17 protein-coding genes are annotated in these 20197 nt (G+C 51.7%); 5 read left to right on the top strand and 12 right to left on the bottom strand.

What is annotated here, in order from left to right; translation table 11 throughout:
• Nucleotides 1-197: 197 nt before the first annotated feature.
• The 3 genes from htpG to DFK18_RS01000 form a co-directional block, all read right to left on the bottom strand.
• Nucleotides 198-2087 carry a molecular chaperone HtpG gene (gene htpG / locus DFK18_RS01010; RefSeq protein ID WP_114416339.1) on the bottom strand — a complete coding sequence of 630 codons (1890 nt, stop codon included), beginning with the start codon at nucleotides 2085-2087 and terminating at the stop codon, nucleotides 198-200.
• 77 nt (nucleotides 2088-2164) lie between these two features.
• On the bottom strand, nucleotides 2165-2623 hold the full coding sequence (locus tag DFK18_RS01005) for a PaaI family thioesterase (RefSeq protein WP_114416338.1): 459 nt from the start codon (nucleotides 2621-2623) through the stop codon (nucleotides 2165-2167).
• Nucleotides 2610-3098, bottom strand: coding sequence for a PaaI family thioesterase (locus DFK18_RS01000; RefSeq protein WP_114416337.1), 489 nt, complete (start codon nucleotides 3096-3098; stop codon nucleotides 2610-2612). Before DFK18_RS01000 ends, DFK18_RS01005 begins: the two co-directional genes overlap by 14 nt.
• Before the next feature lie 130 nt (nucleotides 3099-3228).
• On the opposite strand from DFK18_RS01000, the gene DFK18_RS00995 reads away from it, so the two are divergent.
• Both DFK18_RS00995 and DFK18_RS00990 read left to right on the top strand, forming a co-directional pair.
• Nucleotides 3229-3486, top strand: coding sequence for a DUF2798 domain-containing protein (locus DFK18_RS00995; RefSeq protein WP_114416336.1), 258 nt, complete (start codon nucleotides 3229-3231; stop codon nucleotides 3484-3486).
• Nucleotides 3487-3625: 139 nt separating this feature from the next.
• A complete protein-coding gene (locus DFK18_RS00990) occupies nucleotides 3626-4201 on the top strand; it encodes a glutathione S-transferase family protein (protein WP_114416335.1) in 576 nt (191 codons plus the stop codon).
• 62 nt (nucleotides 4202-4263) lie between these two features.
• Here the strand turns inward: DFK18_RS00990 and sucD are convergent, their stop codons facing one another.
• The 9 genes from sucD to sdhC all read right to left on the bottom strand — a co-directional run bounded on the left by sucD (nucleotide 4264) and on the right by sdhC (nucleotide 15538).
• Nucleotides 4264-5136 carry a succinate--CoA ligase subunit alpha gene (gene sucD, locus DFK18_RS00985; protein WP_114416334.1) on the bottom strand — a complete coding sequence of 291 codons (873 nt, stop codon included), beginning with the start codon at nucleotides 5134-5136 and terminating at the stop codon, nucleotides 4264-4266.
• Entirely contained in the window at nucleotides 5136-6302 is a 1167-nt protein-coding gene (gene sucC, locus DFK18_RS00980; protein WP_114416333.1) for an ADP-forming succinate--CoA ligase subunit beta, read from the bottom strand. Before sucC ends, sucD begins: the two co-directional genes overlap by 1 nt.
• A 131-nt stretch (nucleotides 6303-6433) precedes the next feature.
• Nucleotides 6434-7873, bottom strand: a complete 1440-nt coding sequence (gene lpdA, locus DFK18_RS00975; protein WP_114416332.1) for a dihydrolipoyl dehydrogenase — start codon at nucleotides 7871-7873, stop codon at nucleotides 6434-6436.
• A 49-nt stretch (nucleotides 7874-7922) separates the two neighbouring features.
• Nucleotides 7923-9128: a 2-oxoglutarate dehydrogenase complex dihydrolipoyllysine-residue succinyltransferase gene (gene odhB, locus DFK18_RS00970; RefSeq protein ID WP_114416331.1), complete on the bottom strand. Its 1206-nt coding sequence runs from the start codon at nucleotides 9126-9128 to the stop codon at nucleotides 7923-7925.
• Nucleotides 9129-9198: 70 nt separating this feature from the next.
• Nucleotides 9199-12033, bottom strand: coding sequence for a 2-oxoglutarate dehydrogenase E1 component (locus DFK18_RS00965; protein ID WP_114416330.1), 2835 nt, complete (start codon nucleotides 12031-12033; stop codon nucleotides 9199-9201).
• 263 nt (nucleotides 12034-12296) lie between these two features.
• Nucleotides 12297-13001, bottom strand: a complete 705-nt coding sequence (locus tag DFK18_RS00960) for a succinate dehydrogenase iron-sulfur subunit (protein WP_114416329.1) — start codon at nucleotides 12999-13001, stop codon at nucleotides 12297-12299.
• A 27-nt stretch (nucleotides 13002-13028) separates the two neighbouring features.
• Nucleotides 13029-14816, bottom strand: a complete 1788-nt coding sequence (sdhA, locus tag DFK18_RS00955) for a succinate dehydrogenase flavoprotein subunit (RefSeq protein ID WP_114416328.1) — start codon at nucleotides 14814-14816, stop codon at nucleotides 13029-13031.
• A gap of 3 nt (nucleotides 14817-14819) precedes the next feature.
• Complete coding sequence (sdhD, locus tag DFK18_RS00950) at nucleotides 14820-15167, bottom strand: succinate dehydrogenase, hydrophobic membrane anchor protein (protein WP_114416327.1); 348 nt, start codon at nucleotides 15165-15167, stop codon at nucleotides 14820-14822.
• Nucleotides 15161-15538 carry a succinate dehydrogenase, cytochrome b556 subunit gene (gene sdhC / locus DFK18_RS00945; protein ID WP_218563866.1) on the bottom strand — a complete coding sequence of 126 codons (378 nt, stop codon included), beginning with the start codon at nucleotides 15536-15538 and terminating at the stop codon, nucleotides 15161-15163. The genes sdhD and sdhC overlap by 7 nt, the downstream gene beginning before the upstream one ends.
• A gap of 361 nt (nucleotides 15539-15899) precedes the next feature.
• Between sdhC and gltA the strand changes: the two genes are divergently transcribed.
• From gltA to DFK18_RS00930, 3 genes are all read left to right on the top strand, one after another.
• Nucleotides 15900-17186 carry a citrate synthase gene (gltA, locus tag DFK18_RS00940; RefSeq protein ID WP_114416325.1) on the top strand — a complete coding sequence of 429 codons (1287 nt, stop codon included), beginning with the start codon at nucleotides 15900-15902 and terminating at the stop codon, nucleotides 17184-17186.
• A 110-nt stretch (nucleotides 17187-17296) separates the two neighbouring features.
• Nucleotides 17297-18190 carry an NAD(P)-dependent oxidoreductase gene (locus DFK18_RS00935; protein WP_114416324.1) on the top strand — a complete coding sequence of 298 codons (894 nt, stop codon included), beginning with the start codon at nucleotides 17297-17299 and terminating at the stop codon, nucleotides 18188-18190.
• Between the two features lie 118 nt (nucleotides 18191-18308).
• Entirely contained in the window at nucleotides 18309-20177 is a 1869-nt protein-coding gene (locus DFK18_RS00930; RefSeq protein ID WP_114416323.1) for an HD domain-containing phosphohydrolase, read from the top strand.
• Nucleotides 20178-20197 lie beyond the last annotated feature (20 nt).

Raw genomic sequence — 20197 nt, 5'->3', positions numbered from 1 at the left:
CACTTCTTCCCAAGGTTTTAATGTATCCGGTGTAAACTTTACTAAGCAGTCTACCAAGTGTCCAGAAGAACTCCTAACTCTTCTATGGTATTTGTTTATCAGACCGATTAGCAAACCCTTTAATACCTCTTTTAAAAAAACCAGCCGACATAAAAAAACCGGCCTTGAAGGGCCGGTTTTTTAAGAGGGATGGAATATTAATCGCTCAATTCCATCAACAAGCGGTTAAGGCGTTGTACAAACTGACCAGGGTCTTCCAGGGTCTCCCCCGCGGCCAGAGCGGCCTGATCACAAAGCACCTGGGCCAGCTCGGTGAAGCGACCTTCCTGAGATTCCGCTTCCAGGCGGCCGATCAGAGGATGCTCGGGATTGATTTCCAGAATCGGCTTGGTATCCGGTGCTTGCTGACCAGCGGCCTCCAGAATCTTGCGCATCTGCACACCCAGATCACCGGCCCCCATGACCAGCACAGCGGGCGAATCCGTCAAGCGGGTTGAAATCTTGACTTCACTGACTCGCTCATCAAGCACCTTCTTGACTCTTTCCACCAGATCTTTCTTTTCTTCACTGGCTTTTTCCTGAGCCTTCTTGTCTTCATCAGAATCCAGCTCACCCAGGTCCAGATCACCGCGGGCAACATCCACCAAAGACTTGCCATCAAATTCATTAAGATGGCTCATCAGCCATTCATCAATGCGATCAGTCAGCAGCAGAACTTCAATGCCCTTCTTGCGGAAGACTTCCAGGTGAGGACTGGATTTAACCTGGGACAGGCTTTCACCCACCAGGTAGTAAATCTTGTCCTGACCTTCCTGCATGCGTTCCAGATAAGCCGAGAGGCTGACCTTCTGCTCTTCTTCCTGGGTTGAACTAAAGCGCAGAAGACCGGCAATTTTCTCACGGTTGGCAAAGTCTTCACCTGGACCTTCTTTAAGGACCTGACCGAATTCCTTCCAGAATTCCTGGTACTTGTCTTCATCCTTGGCCAGTTTTTCCAGCATCGACAGGACGCGTTTAGTAAGTGCTGACTTCATGCTGTCGATCTGCGGGTTCTGCTGCAGGATTTCACGCGAGATATTCAGCGGCAGATCCGAGGAATCCACTACCCCCTTGATAAAGCGCAGGTAAAGCGGCAGGAACTGCTCGGCATTATCCAGAATAAAGACGCGCTGTACGTAGAGTTTAAGGCCGCGTGGCGCTTCACGCTGATAGAGATCAAAAGGCGCCCGCTTGGGCACATAAAGCAGCGAAGTGTATTCCTGCTTGCCTTCAACCTTGTTATGGCTCCAGGTCAAAGGCTCTTCAAAGTCATGAGCCACATGCTTGTAGAATTCCTTGTACTCTTCTTCCTTGATCTCTGACTTGGCACGTGTCCATAGGGCATTGGCCTTGTTGACGGTTTCCCATTCCTGAGTGGCTTCCTCGCCTTCCTGCTCTTCGGTTTCTTTCAGCAACTGGATAGGCAGACCGATATGGTCGGAGTATTTCTGGATGATGTTGCGCAGTCGGAAGCCGCTGGCAAATTCCTGGGCATCTTCTTTAAGCTTGAGGGTGATGCTGGTTCCGCGCCCGGCTTTTTCAATAGGTTCAACAGTAAACTCACCATCGCCCTTGGAGGTCCAGCGTACGGCATCGGCCAGCGCAGCTCCTGCTTTGCGAGTTTCCACGGTTACTTCATCCGCGACAATAAACGCGGAATAGAAGCCCACACCAAATTGACCGATCAGACTGGAGTCCTTTTTCTGGTCACCGGTCAATTGCTTGAGAAATTCAGAGGTGCCGGAACGGGCAATGGTCCCCAGATTGGCAATCACATCTTCACGATCCATACCGATGCCATTGTCATCCAGCGTCAGGGTGCCTGCTTTTTCATCATAGCTGACCTGAACTCTGAGATCAGGATCCTCTTCCAGTAAAGCAGGATGCTTGATGGCCTGAAAGCGCAGCTTGTCACAGGCATCCGAGGCATTGGATATGAGCTCGCGCAGAAAGATTTCGCGATTGGAATAGAGGGCATGCACCATCAGGTGCAAGAGTTGTTTGACTTCTGTTTGAAAGCCTAGTGTTTGTTTTTCTGCCTGACTCATCTAACGAACTCCTGAACGACTTGAGTTGATCTTTAAGGATGTTCGTTAGATGGGGTCGGCCTAACCAATTTCAAGCCCTAGTCTTCATTCAAGGGCCAAACCAAATGAGCCCGAGCCAGAGCGATCGGCTGCTCTCTGGCGGAATCCTGCCAGGCAGTGACGGAAACATTAACAATCCGCTTGCCCAGACGCCCGACCTCACAAACCGCCCAAGTCGGCTTTAAACGGGCCGAGCGCAGATAATCAATGGAAAAATCGATGACCTTGGGCACCCTTTCACCACCAGAGTAAGCCATCACATTGAGTATGGCGGCAGTTTCCATAAAGGCGGCGACCACCCCGCCATGCAGGGCCGGCAACAGGGGATTACCAACATTGCTGGATTTTTCCTGCAATTGAAAAGCCAGGCTACCTTCCAGTTCCACTGCCTCGACGCCCAGCATCTGGGCATAGGGAATCAGGTCAAACCAGGAATTCACCTTTTCAGCCGTCAGGCGCTGGCCCAGTTGAGCCGAACCAACTTCACTCTCGTGCATTTTCGTCTCCTTGCTCTCCGAAAAGTTGGCGGGCAAATCCCTTGGGCGTGCGCTCCCCACCCAGGCGCATAAAGGTCCCGGTTCCCTTGACCAGAGGTTCGGCTTCATCCTGCCAGATCAAACCCTCAGTAAAGACAATTTGACGCGCCAGGCGGGTTACCCAGGCACGACAGTAAATTTTGCGCCCCTGGGTGGCAGGGCGATAATGATCCAGTCGCAGGTCAATCGTGGGACAGACTTCCGGCTCAGGCAGCTGCATAATGGCCGCCGAGCCACAGGCAGTATCCATCAGCACGCTGAGAACCCCACCATGGATCAACTGGCGCTGAGCATTACCGACAAAGGGTGAAGAAGCCTCCAAGGACAACAACACCCCCTCGTCAGTGACGGCTTCCGCTTGCATGTTGAGTGCCTTGCAATGCGGAATCAGCGCCATAAAACGCTGAACACCCAGTAATTTTTGCTGATTAGTCATCTTGCTTATCCGGAACAAACACTTGTTTGACTAGCTTACTCCCTTCCCTGGTTCAGGAAAAGGGGGTGGGCAGCTGCTCTTCAGCACATTAAAATAAGAAAAAACTGAAATAACCGTTGGAGTCTTAGCCATGCTTTTCCCCCCCAAGGCAGCACGCTATGTGTTTACTTTCGTGATGAGCACCTACATGGTCACCATCATGACCTTTGTTATCACCGCCGTTAACACCGGATTTGATGCTGGCTTTCTCCTCCGCTGGTGGGGCGCATTTATTATTGCCTGGCCGGTTGCCTATGTCCTGATTCTGATCGGTGCTCCCCGCTTGCAAGTATTGGCCAGCCGCTTGATCAAGAAACAGCCCGAGCAAGTTCAGGAGGCGCAGGAATGAGGGTTAATAACTTCTAGGGAGTCAATGCCTCTCCTCGTCTTACCTCGGTCAAAAAATTGCTTGTGCTAGACTTCAGAGAAGGAGCATCCTGCTCCTGAAAAGAAAAATAACTGGCCTGCATCTGACCGAGGTATCCTCTATGAAGCTTTATGGCTCGCTGACTTCTCCCTATGTACGCAGACTTCGCATCTGGCTGGAACACACTGATTACGAGTTTATCAGTCTGGATATTTTCTCCAGTGAAGGCCGAGCTCGTCTTGAAGGTCTTAGTCCTGCTCGCAAAATCCCCCTGCTGGAACTGGGTAAGGACAAGGTCTATGACTCGCGCATGATTTATAACTACTTGAATAAAAAGCTCCAGCGCGAAGAACTGACCCTTGAAGAAGAAAATCTACTCACCCTGATCGATGAAGCCAATCAAACCTATGTGCATCTCTTTCTGCTGTTTAAATCAGGAATTGATACGCGCCAGGACAGCCTCTATTTCAACTTGCAAAATGAAAGGGTCGTCAGTCTTCTCAGCCACCTGAATGCCCGTGTCGAAGATGGCGATTTCCAAAGATGGAACTATCCAGCCATCTGCCTTTACTGTTTGCTGGATTGGATTGATTTTCGCGAACTAAATAATTTGGAAGGCTACCCTGCCCTCAAACAGTTTCGTGATCAACAGTTGTCACGCTCGGAAGTGCAGCAAACTGATCCACGAGAGGCCTGAGCAGCAGGCATAAAAAAACCGCCTGTCCCAGGGAACAGGCGGTTGTCGGAAAAAGTCGGCTTTTACCAGCCAGCTTTTTCTTTCAGAGCATTGCCGATCTCTGCCAGAGAACGCACGGTTTTAACACCAGCGTCTTCCAGAGCAGCAAACTTCTCGTCAGCAGTACCCTTACCACCAGCGATAATAGCGCCGGCGTGGCCCATGCGCTTACCAGCAGGTGCAGTAACACCAGCAATGTAAGAAACAACAGGCTTGGTTACGTTTTGCTTGATGTAAGCAGCCGCTTCTTCTTCAGCAGAGCCACCGATTTCACCAATCATCACGATCGCTTCAGTCTGAGGATCTTCTTGGAAGAGCTTCAGAACGTCGATGAAGCTGGAACCGGGGATGGGGTCACCACCGATACCAACACAGGTAGACTGGCCGAAACCGTGATCAGTCGTCTGCTTAACGGCTTCATAAGTCAGAGTACCGGAACGGGATACGATACCAACTTTACCTGGCTTGTGAATGTGGCCGGGCATGATGCCGATCTTACATTCACCTGGAGTGATAACACCTGGGCAGTTAGGACCAATCAGGGTTACACCCAGCTCATCGCACTTGACCTTGGCATCCAGCATATCCAGGGTAGGAATACCTTCAGTGATGGTCACGATCAGCTTGATGCCAGCGTTCGCAGCTTCCAGGATGGAATCCTTACAGAAGGGAGCAGGAACATAAATAACAGAGGCTTCTGCACCTGTGGCTTCAACAGCTTCTTTCACCGTGTTGAATACAGGCAGGCCCAGGTGAGTTGTACCACCCTTGCCTGGAGTTACACCACCAACCATCTTGGTGCCGTAAGCAATGGCCTGTTCAGAGTGGAAAGTACCCTGACCACCAGTAAAGCCCTGGCAGATGACCTTGGTGTCTTTATTAATCAATACGCTCATTACTTGCCCTCCGCCGCTTTTACAACTTGCTGAGCTGCATCAGTCAGACTGGTCGCAGCGATAATGTTCAAGCCGCTTTCAGCCAGTTTCTTGGAGCCCAGTTCTGCATTGTTACCTTCCAGGCGGACAACAACAGGTACCTTGACACCGACCTGTTCAACGGCACCGATGATACCTTCGGCAATCATGTCACAACGTACGATACCGCCGAAGATGTTAACCAGTACGGCCTGAACATTGCTGTCAGACAGAATGATTTTGAAAGCTTCAGCAACGCGCTCTTTGGTAGCACCGCCACCTACGTCGAGGAAGTTGGCTGGCTGGCCGTCGTGCAGTTTGATGATGTCCATGGTACCCATGGCCAGACCTGCACCGTTAACCATACAACCGATGTTGCCATCCAGAGCAACATAGTTGAGTTCCCACTTGGCTGCGTTGGCTTCACGCTCGTCTTCCTGGGAAGGATCGCGCATTTCCTGCAGATCCTTGTGACGGTAAAGTGCGTTGGAATCGATAACGACTTTAGCATCCAGGCAGTGGAGGTTATCTTCATCAGTGATAACCAGCGGGTTGATTTCCAGCAGTGCCAGATCTTTTTCTTGGAACAGTTTGGCCAGACCCAGGAAGATCTTGGTGAACTGCTTGATCTGGTTAGGGTTCAGACCCAGCTTGAAACCGATTTCACGAGCTTGATAGGGCTGAGCACCGACCAGAGGATCAATGGTTGCCTTCAGAATTTTTTCAGGCGTTTCTTCAGCAACCTTCTCGATTTCTACACCGCCTTCGGTGGAAGCCATGAATACAATACGGCGGCTGGCACGATCGAGTACGGCACCCAGATAGAGTTCCTGGGCAATATCAGTGCAGCTTTCTACGAGAATCTTGCTAACAGGCTGACCATTCTTGTCAGTCTGGTAGGTAACCAGGTTCTTACCCAGCCATTTTTCAGCGAAGGCCTTAGCTTCATCAGCGCTGTCGACCAGGGTTACACCACCGGCCTTACCGCGACCACCAGCGTGGACCTGGGCTTTAACAACCCACTTGTTACCACCGATTTTTTTACAGGCTTCTGCTGCTTCTGCCGGAGTGTCAACTGCAAAACCGGTGGAAACAGGCAGACCGTAATCGGCGAAAAGTTTTTTTCCCTGATATTCGTGCAGGTTCATAAGTACTATGCCGTCTTTTGTCTGTTACTTACTTTGATAATAGCCAGCTTCCAGTAGCTGTAACCGCTGGAAGCTGGCTATCCCCCGTGGGTCAGCCGGTTCAGCCAACCCACCTAGAAGCGCAATCCGATTTATTTACGCTTTTTCTTGTTGGCCATGTGAATGGCGTGACCATCCACGGCCAAAGCTGCTTCGTGTACTGCTTCAGACAGTGTTGGGTGCGCAAAGCAGGTCAGAGCCAGGTCTTCGGCAGAAGAACCGAATTCCATTGCAATTACGCCGTTATGAATCATTTCACCGGCATTCTGACCAAAGATGTGCATACCCAGAACACGATCTGTTTCTTCGTGAGCCAGAATCTTGACCATGCCTTCAGTGCAGTTGTTCGCCATAGCGCGACCAATCGCAGAGAAGGGGAAGACACCCGCTTTGAAAGGCGTGCCTGAAGCTTTGAGTTCTTCTTCGGTTTTACCTACCCAGGCTACTTCCGGGAAGGTGTAGATCACATTAGGAATGGCGTCGTAGTTCATTTCCGGTTTGTGACCGGCAATGATATCGGCAACCATGATACCTTCTTCGGAAGACTTGTGGGCCAGCATAGGACCGCGCACCACGTCACCGATCGCATAAACGCCGGGAACTTCGGTGCGGCACTGGTCATCGACAAAAATGAAACCGCGCTCATCCAGAGAAACACCGGAATCATCGGCCAGTACACCATCAGTGTAAGGCTTGCGACCAACACAAACGACCAGCTTGTCAAAAGTCTTCTTGTGCTCACCCTTGGCATCGGTATAAGTCACTTCGACTTCCTTGCCTTTTACTTCGGTGGAAGTAACGCGAGCACCCAGTTCGATTTCCAGGCCCTGCTTGACCATGGATTTCTTAACTTCCTTGGCAACCTGCTGATCAGCAGCAGCCAGAAAGCTTTCCATGGCTTCAAATACGGTAACCTCAGCACCCAGACGCTTCCAGACGGAGCCCAGCTCCAGACCGATAACGCCGCCACCGATTACACCCATACGCTTGGGTGTTTCGGTCATGGACAGAGCACCGGTGGAATCAACAATAATATCGTCGGTCAGGGGTGCAGAAGGAATATCAACCGGTACAGAACCGGAAGCGATAATAACGTTTTCAGCTTCCAGAGTCTGGGTTTTGCCATCATTTCCGGTCACTTCAACTTTCTTGCCGGACAGCAGCTTGCCCTTGCCTTCGATGGAGGTGACACCGTTGGCCTTGAACAGCATGCCGATACCACCGGTCAGCTGAGTAACGATCTTGTCCTTGCGGCCGACCATTTTTTTGACGTCCATCTTGACGTCTTTGACTTCAATACCCAGATCGGCAAAGTCGTGCTGGGCTTCGTGGAACTTGTGCGAAGCTTCCAGCAGTACTTTGGAAGGAATACAGCCAACATTCAGGCAGGTACCGCCCAGTACAGGCTTACCTTCCTTGCTGACCCACTTTTCCACACAAGCAGTTTTCAGTCCCAGTTGAGCGGCACGAATTGCTGCTACATAGCCGCCAGGACCTGAACCGATTACCACTACATCATATTTATCAGACATATCAATTTTCCTGTCTTAAGGGTGTCAGGAGATTTCGGTTACTGCCGGATTATACATCCAGCAGAATACGTGCAGGATCTTCAAGCAGTTCCTTGATGGTAACGAGGAACTGTACTGCATCCTTTCCGTCAATCATCCGGTGATCATAGGACAGGGCCAGATACATCATGGGGCGAATCTCAACCTGACCATTGACGGCCATAGGACGCTCCTGAATCTTGTGCATACCCAGAATCGCAGTTTGTGGTGGATTCAGGATGGGTGTGGACATCAGGGAGCCGAAAACACCGCCATTGGTGATGGTAAAGGTACCGCCCTGCAGGTCTTCAATACCAATCTTGCCTTCGCGGCCACGCTTACCGAAATCAGCAATGGTCCCTTCGATATCAGCCAGGTTCATGCTGTCGCAATCACGCAGCACGGGAACCATCAGGCCACGACTGGTAGAAACAGCCACACCGATGTCCTGGTAGCCATGATACACGATATCGGTACCGTCGATGGAAGCATTCACATCAGGGAAGCGCTTCAGTGCTTCGGTAGCAGCCTTGACGAAGAAGGACATAAAGCCAAGACGCACGCCATCGTGACGCTTCTCGAACTGATCTTTGTATTTCTTGCGCAGCTCCATGACCGGTTTCATGTCCACTTCGTTGTAAGTGGTCAGCATGGCCGCTGTCTGCTGGGCTTCAACCAGACGCTTGGCAATGGTCTGACGCATGCGGCTCATGGGAACGCGTTTTTCAACTTTTTCACCAGCAGCCACTTCAACCTGAGGTGCGGCTGGAGCAGGCTTGCTACCACCACCGGCAGTCGCTTTTTGTACATCTTCCTTGGTGATCAGACCGCCCTTGCCACTGCCAGTGACTGAGGACAGATCAACACCCTTTTCATTGGCCAGTTTGCGGGCCGCTGGAGAAACCTTATCGTCACCGGAAGCTGAGGCAGCAGCAGGAGCTGCTTCTTCAGAGGAAGACTCTGCCGGCTTGTCTTCGGCAGGCTTGGCTGCAGGGGCAGCGCCTTCCTTGATTTTGCCCAGCAGTTGTTCGGATTCAACGGTGTCGCCTTCGTTGGCCAGAATTTCTTCCAGAACGCCATCGGCTGAAGCGGGAACTTCCAAAACCACCTTGTCGGTTTCGATATCAACCAGGATTTCATCCCTTTCTACGGCTTCACCAGGCTGTTTGTGCCAGGTTGCCACTGTACCCTCTGCAACTGATTCTGGAAAAGTTGGAGCTTTAATCTCGGTAGCCATGTTATACCCTATCCTAACTTGTTCATTTGCCCGGCCAGTTAGCCGGGCGAATTAGTGATTTTTGACTGAATCAAGCCTGCAAGGCATCTTGAACCAGTTTGTTTTGCTGCTCAACGTGAACACTTGCATAACCACAAGCAGGCGCAGCAGATGCAGGACGACCCGCAAACTTAAGACCATTGGCCAGTTCTGGTTTGATCTTGCCCAGAACATTGCGCATATGGTGCTGACTGGAATACCAGGCCCCCTGATTCTGGGGTTCTTCCTGACACCAAACAGCCTGCTCGAGGTTGCTGTATTGAGCCAGCTCTGCTTCCAGGCTTTCTTCAGGGAAGGGATAAAGCTGCTCAATTCGGATAATCGCTGTATCTTCCAGTTCCAGCTGGGCACGCTTGGCTGCCAGATCATAGTAGACCTTGCCACCACAGAGAACCGCACGCTTAACCTTCTTGGGATCCAGCTTGGCCTGATCACCAATCACCGGCAGGAAGGAGCCATTGGCCAGATCTTCCAGCGAGGAGGTGGCATCCTTGTGGCGCAGCAGACTCTTGGGTGACATCACCACCAGAGGCTTACGCAGGGGACGCAGAACCTGACGACGCAGCAAGTGGAAAATCTGTGCTGGTGTCGTTGGCGTACAGACTTGAATATTGTGTTCCGCACAGAGCTGCAGATAGCGCTCAAGACGGGCAGAGGAGTGCTCAGGGCCCTGACCTTCGTAGCCGTGAGGCAGCAACATGGTCAGACCACAGAGGCGACCCCACTTGGTCTCGCCGGAAGAAATGAACTGGTCCATAACCACCTGGGCACCGTTGGCGAAGTCACCAAACTGGGCTTCCCAGATGACCAGGGCATTGGGCATGGTGGTTGCGTAGCCATATTCAAAAGCAAGAACTGCTTCTTCCGAAAGGAAGGAGTCGTGAATAACAAAAGGAGGCTGGTCCTTTTTGATGTTCTGCAAAGGCACATACACCTTGCCATCATTGAAGTCATGCAAGACCGCGTGACGATGCGAGAAGGTACCGCGACCTACATCCTGACCGGTAATCCGGATTGGATGACCGGCATCCACCAGGGTGGCGTAGGACAGCATCTCGGCAAAACCCCAGTTGATGGCCATGCCACCAGCCAGCATCTTGCGGCGGTCTTCATAAATCTTGTTGACCTGGCGTTGGGTCTGGAAACCTTCAGGTACGTCACACATGCGCGTGGCAAGATCCTGCAGGTGCTTCATGTCGACACTGGTGTCGTACTTGGTGGTCCACTCGTGACCCAGGTAAGGAGTCCAGTCAACAAACAACTCTTTGTTGGGTTCTTTTACCAGAGAGTTGGCAACATGCTCACCATTATCCAGCGCATCGCGGTAGTCACTGATCAACTGCTTGTCTTCTTCGGCAGTGATCACCTTTTCTTCCACCAGCTTTTTACCGTAGAGCTTGCGGGTGGTGGGATGCTTGGAAATCTTCTTGTACATCAGCGGCTGAGTACCGGAAGGCTCGTCCGCTTCGTTGTGACCACGACGACGATAACAAACCAGATCGATTACCACATCCTTGCCAAACTGCATGCGGTAGTCAACAGCCACCTGGGTCGCGTGCAGCACCGCTTCGGGGTCATCACCATTCACGTGGAAAATTGGCGCTGAAACCATTTTCGCTGCATCGGTGCAGTATTCGGTTGAGCGAGTATCTTCACGCTTGGAGGTGGTAAAGCCCACCTGGTTGTTGATCACGATATGGATGGTACCGCCCGTCTTGTAGGCACGGGTTTGGGACATCTGGAAGGTTTCCATGACCACACCCTGACCAGCAAAGGCCGCATCCCCGTGAATGGAGATAGGTAGAACCTTGCCACCCTGAGCATCTTCACGGCGATCCTGGCGGGCACGAACCGAACCCTCGACCACAGGAGAAACGATTTCCAGGTGAGACGGGTTAAAGGCCAGAGCCAGGTGAACTTCTCCACCGGACGTCATGACATTGGATGAGAAGCCCTGGTGGTACTTCACGTCACCGGAGCCATCTGACAACATCTTCTTGCCGTCAAATTCGTCAAACAGCTCGGAGGGGTTTTTACCCAGGATATTGACCAGGGTGTTCAGACGGCCACGGTGGGCCATGCCAATGACCACTTCCTTAATGCCATAGGAACCGGAACGCTGAATGATTTCATCCATCATGGGGATATAGGACTCCCCACCTTCCAGACCAAAACGTTTGGTACCTGGGTACTTGGAGGCCAGATAGTTTTCCAGGCCTTCAGCTGCGGTCAGACGCTCCAGCAGATGCTTGCGAACTTCAGGACTATAGTCAGGCTTGGAGCGGACCGATTCGAAACGCTGCTGTAGCCAGCGCTTTTCTTCAGTATCCACGATGTGCATGAATTCAGCACCGATAGTGGAGCAGTAAGTCTGCTTCACAGCTTCGTGGATTTCACGCAGGGTCGTCTTTTCCTTACCAATAAAAAGCGAACCTGTCTGGTATTCGGCGTCCAGATCTTCCTTGCTCAACTGGTGAAAGCTCAAATCCAGATCGGCAACCGGCTTGCGTTCCATCAGTTCCAGCGGATCCAGATTGGCCTGCTGGTGACCACGGAAGCGATAAGCATTAATCAACTGCAGCACTTTGACCTGCTTCTTGTCATGCAGGTTGTCGGCACTGATACCAGGTACAGAAGATTTGCGCTGACGGCTGAGTTGAGAGAAATGATCGCGGATTGGAGAGAGTGGAAGATCTTGTGCTGGCGCACCTTCCGGACGGGGGAGCTTGTTGAAGTATTCACGCCATTGCTCCGGTACGGCGTTAGGATCGTTAAGATACTCTTCGTAGAGTTCTTCGATATAGTGGACATTGCCCCCATAGGTATGGGAGGTATTCCACATAAACTCCATGCTGCCTTCTTGCATCTGTTATCACCCTGCATAGAAGGGGAGTTTATTCGCTTCGACCGCTGAGTCACTTTTTAAAACTCAGTTCCCCTGGTCGCGGCGAACAAACGGGGAAAACCCGTATCCCCTGATGGTTACTTTATTTAGTGCAAAGCCGGTGGATCGCACCGGCTTTAACATCACTATTGTACCCGACTGATCAAAAAACTACAGCTCTGGTACGGGGTTTTACCCACGACTTTCGAAGCATGGCCCCCTGTTTCAGGGGGCTTTCCACTCGATTAAGTGGCGTTTGCCAGGAGCATATCGCGGATATGCCCGATAGCACGTGTGGGGTTAAGACCCTTAGGACAAACCGCAACACAGTTCATGATTCCGCGGCAACGGAAAACACTGAACGGATCGTCCAGTTCGGACAGACGCTCACGCGTTGCAGTATCACGGCTGTCGATCAGGAAGCGATACGCCTGCAGCAAGCCGGAAGGACCGACAAACTTGTCAGGATTCCACCAGAAAGACGGACAGGACGTGGAACAGCAGGCGCAGAGAATACACTCATAAAGGCCATCCAGCTTGTCACGCTCTTCTGGAGACTGCAGTCGCTCAATGGCTGGGGCTGGTGTGTCATTGATCAGGTACGGCTGAATACGCTCGTACTGCTGATAGAACAACGTCATATCAACCACCAGGTCACGAATAACGGGCAGACCCGGCAGAGGACGCAGAACCAGCTTGTTGTTCTTGGCCACTTCGGAAACCGGCGTGATACAGGCCAGACCATTCTTGCCGTTCATGTTCATGCCATCAGAGCCACAAACACCCTCACGGCAGGAACGACGGTAAGCCATGCCACTGTCTTGTTCTTTGACCAGATGCAGAATATCCAACACCATCAGGTCTTTGCCCTGGGTGTCGATTTCAAAGTCCTTCATGTAAGGCGCTTTGTCTGTTTCTGGGTTGTAACGATATACAGATACCTGAAGCATCTTTACTCTCCCAACATCGAATTCTGATTAGTAAGTACGAACTTTTGGCTCAAAGTGCTTCAGCAGGTCACCCTGGACCAGCTTGGGAGCCATATTAACGTCGCGCTTACCGAGAGTTTTGGTCTTTGGCATGTAAACAGAATGCTTCAGCCAGTTCTCATCATCCCGCTCGGTGTAGTCGTTGCGGCTGTGGGCACCACGGCTTTCACGACGCTCATAAGCAGAGATAGCGGTAGCTTCTGCCACTTCCAGCAGGTTATCCAGCTCCAGAGCTTCAATACGCGCAGTGTTGAAAGCATTGCTCTTGTCTTCCAGATGCGCCTTGTTGATACGCTCGCGCAGATCCTTCAGCTGGGCAATACCCTTCTCCATGTATTCACCTTCACGGAACACACCGAAGTAGTTCTGCATGCACTCTTGCAGCTCTGCACGCAGCGCAGGTACAGATTCACCACCAGAAGATTCATTCCAACGATTCATGCGCGCCAGAGAGGCTTCCAGATCGGCTTCAGAGGCTTCATCGTACTGAACACCCTGATCCAGAACCTGCTCGATGTACTGACCCGCAGCACGACCGAAGACAACCAGATCCAGCAGTGAGTTACCGCCCAGACGGTTGGCACCGTGTACGGATACACAAGCCGCTTCACCACAGGCATAAAGACCGTTAACCACCTGATCCTTGCCATTCTCATCCACAGTGATTGCCTGACCGTGAATGTTGGTAGGAATACCACCCATCATGTAGTGACAGGTAGGAACAACAGGGATAGGTTCTTTAACAGGATCGACGTGTGCAAAGGTACGGGACAGTTCCAGGATACCAGGCAGACGCTTGTTCAGAACCTCTTCACCCAGGTGATCCAGCTTCAGGAATACATGGTCACCCTTCTCGCCAGCACCACGACCTTCCAGAATTTCCAGAACCATGGAGCGAGCAACCACGTCACGACCCGCCAAGTCTTTGGCATTAGGCGCGTAACGCTCCATAAAGCGCTCACCATCTTTATTGATCAGGTAACCACCTTCACCACGGCAACCTTCAGTCACCAGCGTACCTGCACCCCAGATACCGGTTGGGTGGAACTGCCACATTTCCATATCCTGCATGGCAAAACCGGCACGCAGTGCCATACCGATACCGTCACCAGTGTTAATCAGGGCGTTGGTTGTGGAAGCGTAGATACGGCCTGCACCACCGGTTGCCATGACGGTTGCCTTGGCTTTAACAAAAACGGTTTCACCGGTTTCGATGCAAACAGCAATACAGCCGACCACATCATTGTTGGCATTTTTTACCAGATCAACGGCATACCATTCGTTCAGGAAGGTCGTATTGTTTTTCAGGTTACCCTGGTAAAGGGTGTGCAGCAGCGCGTGACCGGTACGGTCAGCAGCAGCACAAGTACGAGCAGCCTGACCACCCTTACCGAAGTCCTTGGACTGACCACCGAAAGGACGCTGGTAGATACGGCCCTGTTCAGTACGTGAGAAAGGCAGACCCATGTGCTCCAGTTCGAAAACCGCTTTAGGGCCTTCATTACACATGTATTCGATCGCGTCCTGGTCACCGATATAGTCAGAACCCTTAACGGTGTCGTACATGTGCCAGCGCCAATCATCATTAGGATCATCGGAAGCAATGGCACAGGTAATACCACCCTGGGCAGATACCGTGTGAGAACGGGTTGGGAAAACCTTGGAGATTACGGCTGTTTTACGGCCTGATTGCGCCAGCTGCAGGGCAGCACGCAGACCAGAACCACCACCACCAACAATGATGGCATCAAATTCAAGAGTACGAAGTGCTGACATGGATTAAACTCCCCACAAAAGTTGAACGCCCCAGACCACAAAGGCAAACAACGCCAGGGCTACGACGGCCTGGAAAACCAGGCGGATACCGGTTGGTTTCAGGTAGTCAGTGGACACTGTCCAGAGACCGATCCAGGCGTGAGCGGCCAGAGAGACCAGCGCCAGGAGACTGAAGATACGCATCCAGGTCGCCTGGAAGAGAGCAGTCCATGTCAGGTAATCCAAGTCAGAGTTACCCAGGAAAAAGCCCACCAGAAACAGGGTGTATACCAGCAGGATTACTGCGGTGACCCGCTGCATGAGCCAATCGGAAAGGCCGCTACGGCCGAAATTTGTAATATTGGTTACCATACCCAGACTCCTGCGAGCAGAATTAGAACAGCGGAAACGACGACCACAGCCTGTGACAGCTTGTGTCCTCCCTCCAGAGTGACACCGATATCCAGATCCATGATCAGGTGCTTAACGCCTGCTACGCAGTGGTACGCCAAGGCAGACAACAAACCCCACAGCACAAACTGGGCGAGGAAGTTTTGTTGCAGAACAGCTTTGACGCTTTCGAAGCCTTCCTGTGAGGACAGGGAGACGTCAAAAGCCCAAAACATAAAGATAAGGCCAACGAACATGATCACACCGGAGATCCGGTGAACGATCGATGTCCACGCTGACAAGGGTAGTTTTATCGTCGATATATCGAGGTTTACAGGTCTTTTGCTATTCACGGCTCTACACACTCTTATGTGCTTGCACGGGTTTCCCCGGCAACAAGCGATTATTTTCGGAAGCGCTCATCTGTCAGTCAGGCTATACCAGACTCACTAATTGCAGCACTTCACCCCCTGGTGCAGGTCGCTGATTATAGGAACCCGGAATTGCTTACGCAATCTAGCCAAAGGTTGTGCACTGCATCAAAATAAGCGAATCTAATCACCTGCCATTTACGCAGGACGGGGGCATTCTATCAACCCAATTGGGGATTACCCTAGCCAATTAGCGTAATTGACAAGTTTTTTAAGCCTTCTATAGTGGTGCCACTTAGATTTTAGTTGGGCAAGAGAGACTCAAAATAAATAAGGAGGCCTTATGGCTGACAAGAAAGCAGTACTGACCGTTGATGGTCTTGAGCAGAACATCGAATTTCCCGTCCTTTCGGGCACGGTCGGACCTGACGTTATCGACGTTCGCGGTCTGGGCGCACACGGTGTCTTCACTTATGATCCAGGTTTCATGGCAACGGCCTCCTGCGAATCCAAAATCACCTACATTGATGGTGCCAAGGGCATTCTCCTGCACCGCGGCTACCCCATTGATCAGCTGGCCGAGAACTCCGACTATGTGGAACTCTGCTACCTGCTGCTGAATGGTGAACTCCCCACCCCTGCCCAGCGTGACAAATTTGAAAACACCATCCGTCGCCATACCATGGTGCACGAACAACTGACCCAGTTTTTCAAAGGCTTCCGTCGTGATGCCCACCCCATGGCCGTGATGTGTGGTGTTGTTGGTGCCCTGTCGGCTTTTTACCATGAAGCCATGGATATCAGCGATGCTTATCACCGTGAAGTGTCTGCACATCGCCTGATTGCGAAAATGCCGACCATTGCAGCCATGTGCTACAAGTATTCCATCGGTCAACCTTTTGTATATCCACGCAACGACCTCTCCTATTCAGAAAACTTCCTGCACATGATGTTTGCCACTCCTTGCGAGGAATACAAGGTCAACCCAGTATTCGCCAAGGCCATGGACCGCATCTTCATGCTGCATGCTGACCACGAACAGAATGCCTCCACCTCGACTGTTCGTTTGGCTGGCTCCACCGGCGCCAACCCCTTCGCCTGCATCGCTTCCGGTATCGCAGCACTCTGGGGCCCTGCACACGGCGGCGCTAACGAAGCTGTACTTAACATGCTGGATGAAATCGGCGATGACTCCGAAGAAAACATTCAGCGCTTTGTCGACAAGGCCAAGGACAAGAACGACCCCTTCAAGCTGATGGGCTTTGGTCACCGCGTTTACCGCAATTTCGACCCTCGCGCCAAAGTCATGAAGAAAACCTGTGACGAAGTACTGACTGAACTGGGCATGGCCGACGATCCTAAGCTCAAGATCGCCAAGCGCCTGGAAGAGATTGCTCTGGAAGATGAATACTTCAAGGAACGCAAACTCTATCCCAACGTGGACTTCTATTCCGGCCTAATCCTCAAGGCTATCGGTATTCCTACCAACATGTTTACCGCGATCTTCGCTCTCAGCCGCACCATTGGCTGGATTTCTCACTGGAACGAAATGATCAGCAACCCTTACAAGATTGGCCGTCCTCGCCAGCTTTACACCGGTGAAGCACAAAGAGACTACCCTTCCAAGTAAGGTGAATTCAAAGGCTGCTTCGGCAGCCTTTTTTATGATCGGCTACAGAATTGTTCTTGCTGTCTTCACACGGCATAATGCTAAGATTCACCTGACAAATGGAGCCTTTCATGACAGCAGCGAAAAACCTTGCATTCATTGGTCTGGGCGTCATGGGTGGCCCCATGGCTCATCATCTGGCCCAGGCCGGACACCAGGTCAGTGTTTACAATCGCACCGCCAGCAAAGCCCAAGCCTGGGTCGATCAAAACCCCGGCCATAGCTTTGCCTTTACACCTGCCAAGGCTGCTGCCGATGCCGATATCGTATTTCTCTGCGTCGGCAAGGATGAAGATGTTCGTGAAGTGGTGACTGGCAAGGAAGGCGTTCTTTCTACCCTCAAGCCTGGCGGCTTGATCGTCGACCATACGACAGCTTCCGCCAGTCTAGCCCAGGAAATGGCTGAAGCCTGCAATGCCAAACAAATCGATTTTCTCGATGCCCCTGTATCCGGCGGCCAGCAAGGTGCTGAAAACGGCCAGTTAACAGTCATGGTCGGGGGTGAAGCAGCTGCCTTTGAAAGAGCCCAACCGCTGATGGACCTCTTTGCCAAGGCGGTAACCCATATGGGGCCCAGCGGTAGCGGCCAGATGACCAAGATGGTCAACCAGATTTGCATTGGTGGCCTGGTTCAAGCTTTGGCAGAGGGCCTCAACTTTGCTGACCTCGCCGGACTTGACCAACAGAAAGTCATTGATGTGATTAGTCAGGGGGCTGCCGGTTCCTGGCAAATGAGCAATCGTCATAAAACCATGATTGCAGGCGAGTATGAGCATGGCTTTGCAGTAGACTGGATGCGCAAGGATCTGAAAATCTGCCTTGATCAGGCTCGGGATCTGGGCGCACAATTACCTGTTACTGCACTGGTGGACCAGTTTTATGCCGAAGTGCAGCTTCAAGGCGGCGGCCGCTGGGATACCTCTAGCCTCCTCAAGCGCCTCCAAGCTCTGGGAAAAGCGGTGTAAACAATAACTAACATCCTGTTTCTTTTGGTAAAAGAAAAGCCTTGTAACTTGCTTTTCATGCCAAAAAAAGCTATCAAACAAAGCTTGATTAATCAAACCTAAATCTAGGATTCATCTAGTGGGCAAGACGGACAACAAAAGCGAAGAGACATCCGCCGAAGAAAAAGACAAGAAACCCGAAGGTCAGAATATTTCTTCGCGTGAAGGCATCTATCGCTTGTTAAAGAGACTGCAGAACAAGCATACGCCCATCAAACTCAATTTTGATGCGGTTGCTGATGGCTATACCAGCATGGTGGTCTCTGTAAATTACAAGGAAGGATATTTTTTGCTCGATGAAGTCACCCCGCGCTGGGGTGATGATTTGATGGCCAAGGCGGTTCCTTTCAGTTTTGACAGCTTTCATGATGGCTGCAAAATCAGCGGCAGTGAAGTCCAGGCTTCCGGCCGGGCCGTTAAAGATGGTGCCCCCATCTATAAGATCCCCTTCCCCAAGAATCTGCATTTCTTGCAAAGACGTCAGTTTTACCGGGCGCCAGTCAGAACCACTCTGGAAATCAAGGTGCGCCTTGGGGTCAAGACACCGCCGGAAAAACGCGATGAATATGACAACCTGATTCCCCAGGAACCCAGCTACGAGTATGAAGGCCTCTTGCGCGATCTTTCCGCTCAAGGCTGTCAGGTAGACGTCAAGGACGATCTTCAGGAAACCCTGGAAAAAAACACCCAGTTTGACTGCTGCCATATCATTTTTCCCAATGGTGAAATCATCGAACTGGGCATCATCGTTCGCCATGTCGGCTATGATGAAAAAAAGAAGATCAGCAGTTTGGGTTGCCAGTTCGTCAACATGGATCCCAAAAAGGATCAGCGCATTTCTTTTGTAGTGACCGAACTCCAACGGGACCATGCCCGCAATGCTTCCGGGAATGCTAGCAACACGCCACCTTCCGAACTTTTTGAACCGCCAGAACAGGAAAAAGACAGCAAGAAAAAAGGCAAAGAAAAAGACGGCAAGGATAAAGAAGAAGCCACTGAAGATGAAGGCGTTTCCGGCAATCTGGATGCCCGCGCCGTTCACCAACTGGCCGTCAAGGCAGTCAGAACCCTGGTGACGCAGCTACGCAATAAGGAGCCGCTTCAGATCAAGATGGCCTGGCAGGCCGCTAGACAACTGCTCAATGCACTGGAAAATAACCGCCAGGAGTTAATTCTTTATACGCGGGTTCGCAGTACCGGGCAGTACCTATTCGAACATTCCGTCAGCGTGGCCGTCCTTCTGGCCGATCAAACGATGTTCAATACGGCCAACCCCAAATCCCGTGACAGAGAATACCTAACCAATGTCATCTTTGCCGGCTTGTGCCATGACTTAGGTAAAGGACTCATACCCGAGCGCATTATCGGTAAAACCAGCGACCTGACCGAGAAAGAAGCCAAGGTCATGCACAAGCACTCGCTGCTGACACGGGAAATCCTCTCGCGCCAGCCAGGCACACCCGATATTGCTCTGCAAGTTGCTACCCAGAATTGCGAGCGCTTGGATGGTTCGGGTCATCCTGAACGCCTCAAGGGGATTTCCATGAGCCCTGTAGGCAAGCTGGCAGCCGTGATTGATGTATTTGATGCCATGACCAACGGCCGCAGCTATCGTGCAGGCCTGCCCCATGCTCTGGCTTTCAAGCGCCTGCTAGGCATGAGCAACCAGCTGGACCAGGGCATGACCCAGCAACTGATCAAGAACCAGGGCATCTTCCCGATCGGCTCTCTGGTGGGCTTTGCCAATGGTGATCTGGGCTTTGTTAAAACCCTGACTGCCAATGCCACACCTGATCAGGTTCGTCTGGTATTCAACAAGAACACTGGTCGCCCCCTGGCGCTTGAAGACGTTCAAGTCGGCTCCAGTAGTCGCTGGAAAAAAGTGGCCGGCCCTGAAGACCCCGCCAAATACAAACTCAATAACGACTTGCTGCTGGACGATATCTAAGCCGCTTTATCCACACTATC

The organism is Marinospirillum perlucidum (genome assembly GCF_003336805.1).
GTDB lineage: Bacteria > Pseudomonadota > Gammaproteobacteria > Pseudomonadales > Halomonadaceae > Marinospirillum > Marinospirillum perlucidum.
The sequence above is the reverse complement of the archived record's forward strand: the minus strand, read 5'-3'. Positions and strand labels throughout refer to the sequence as shown.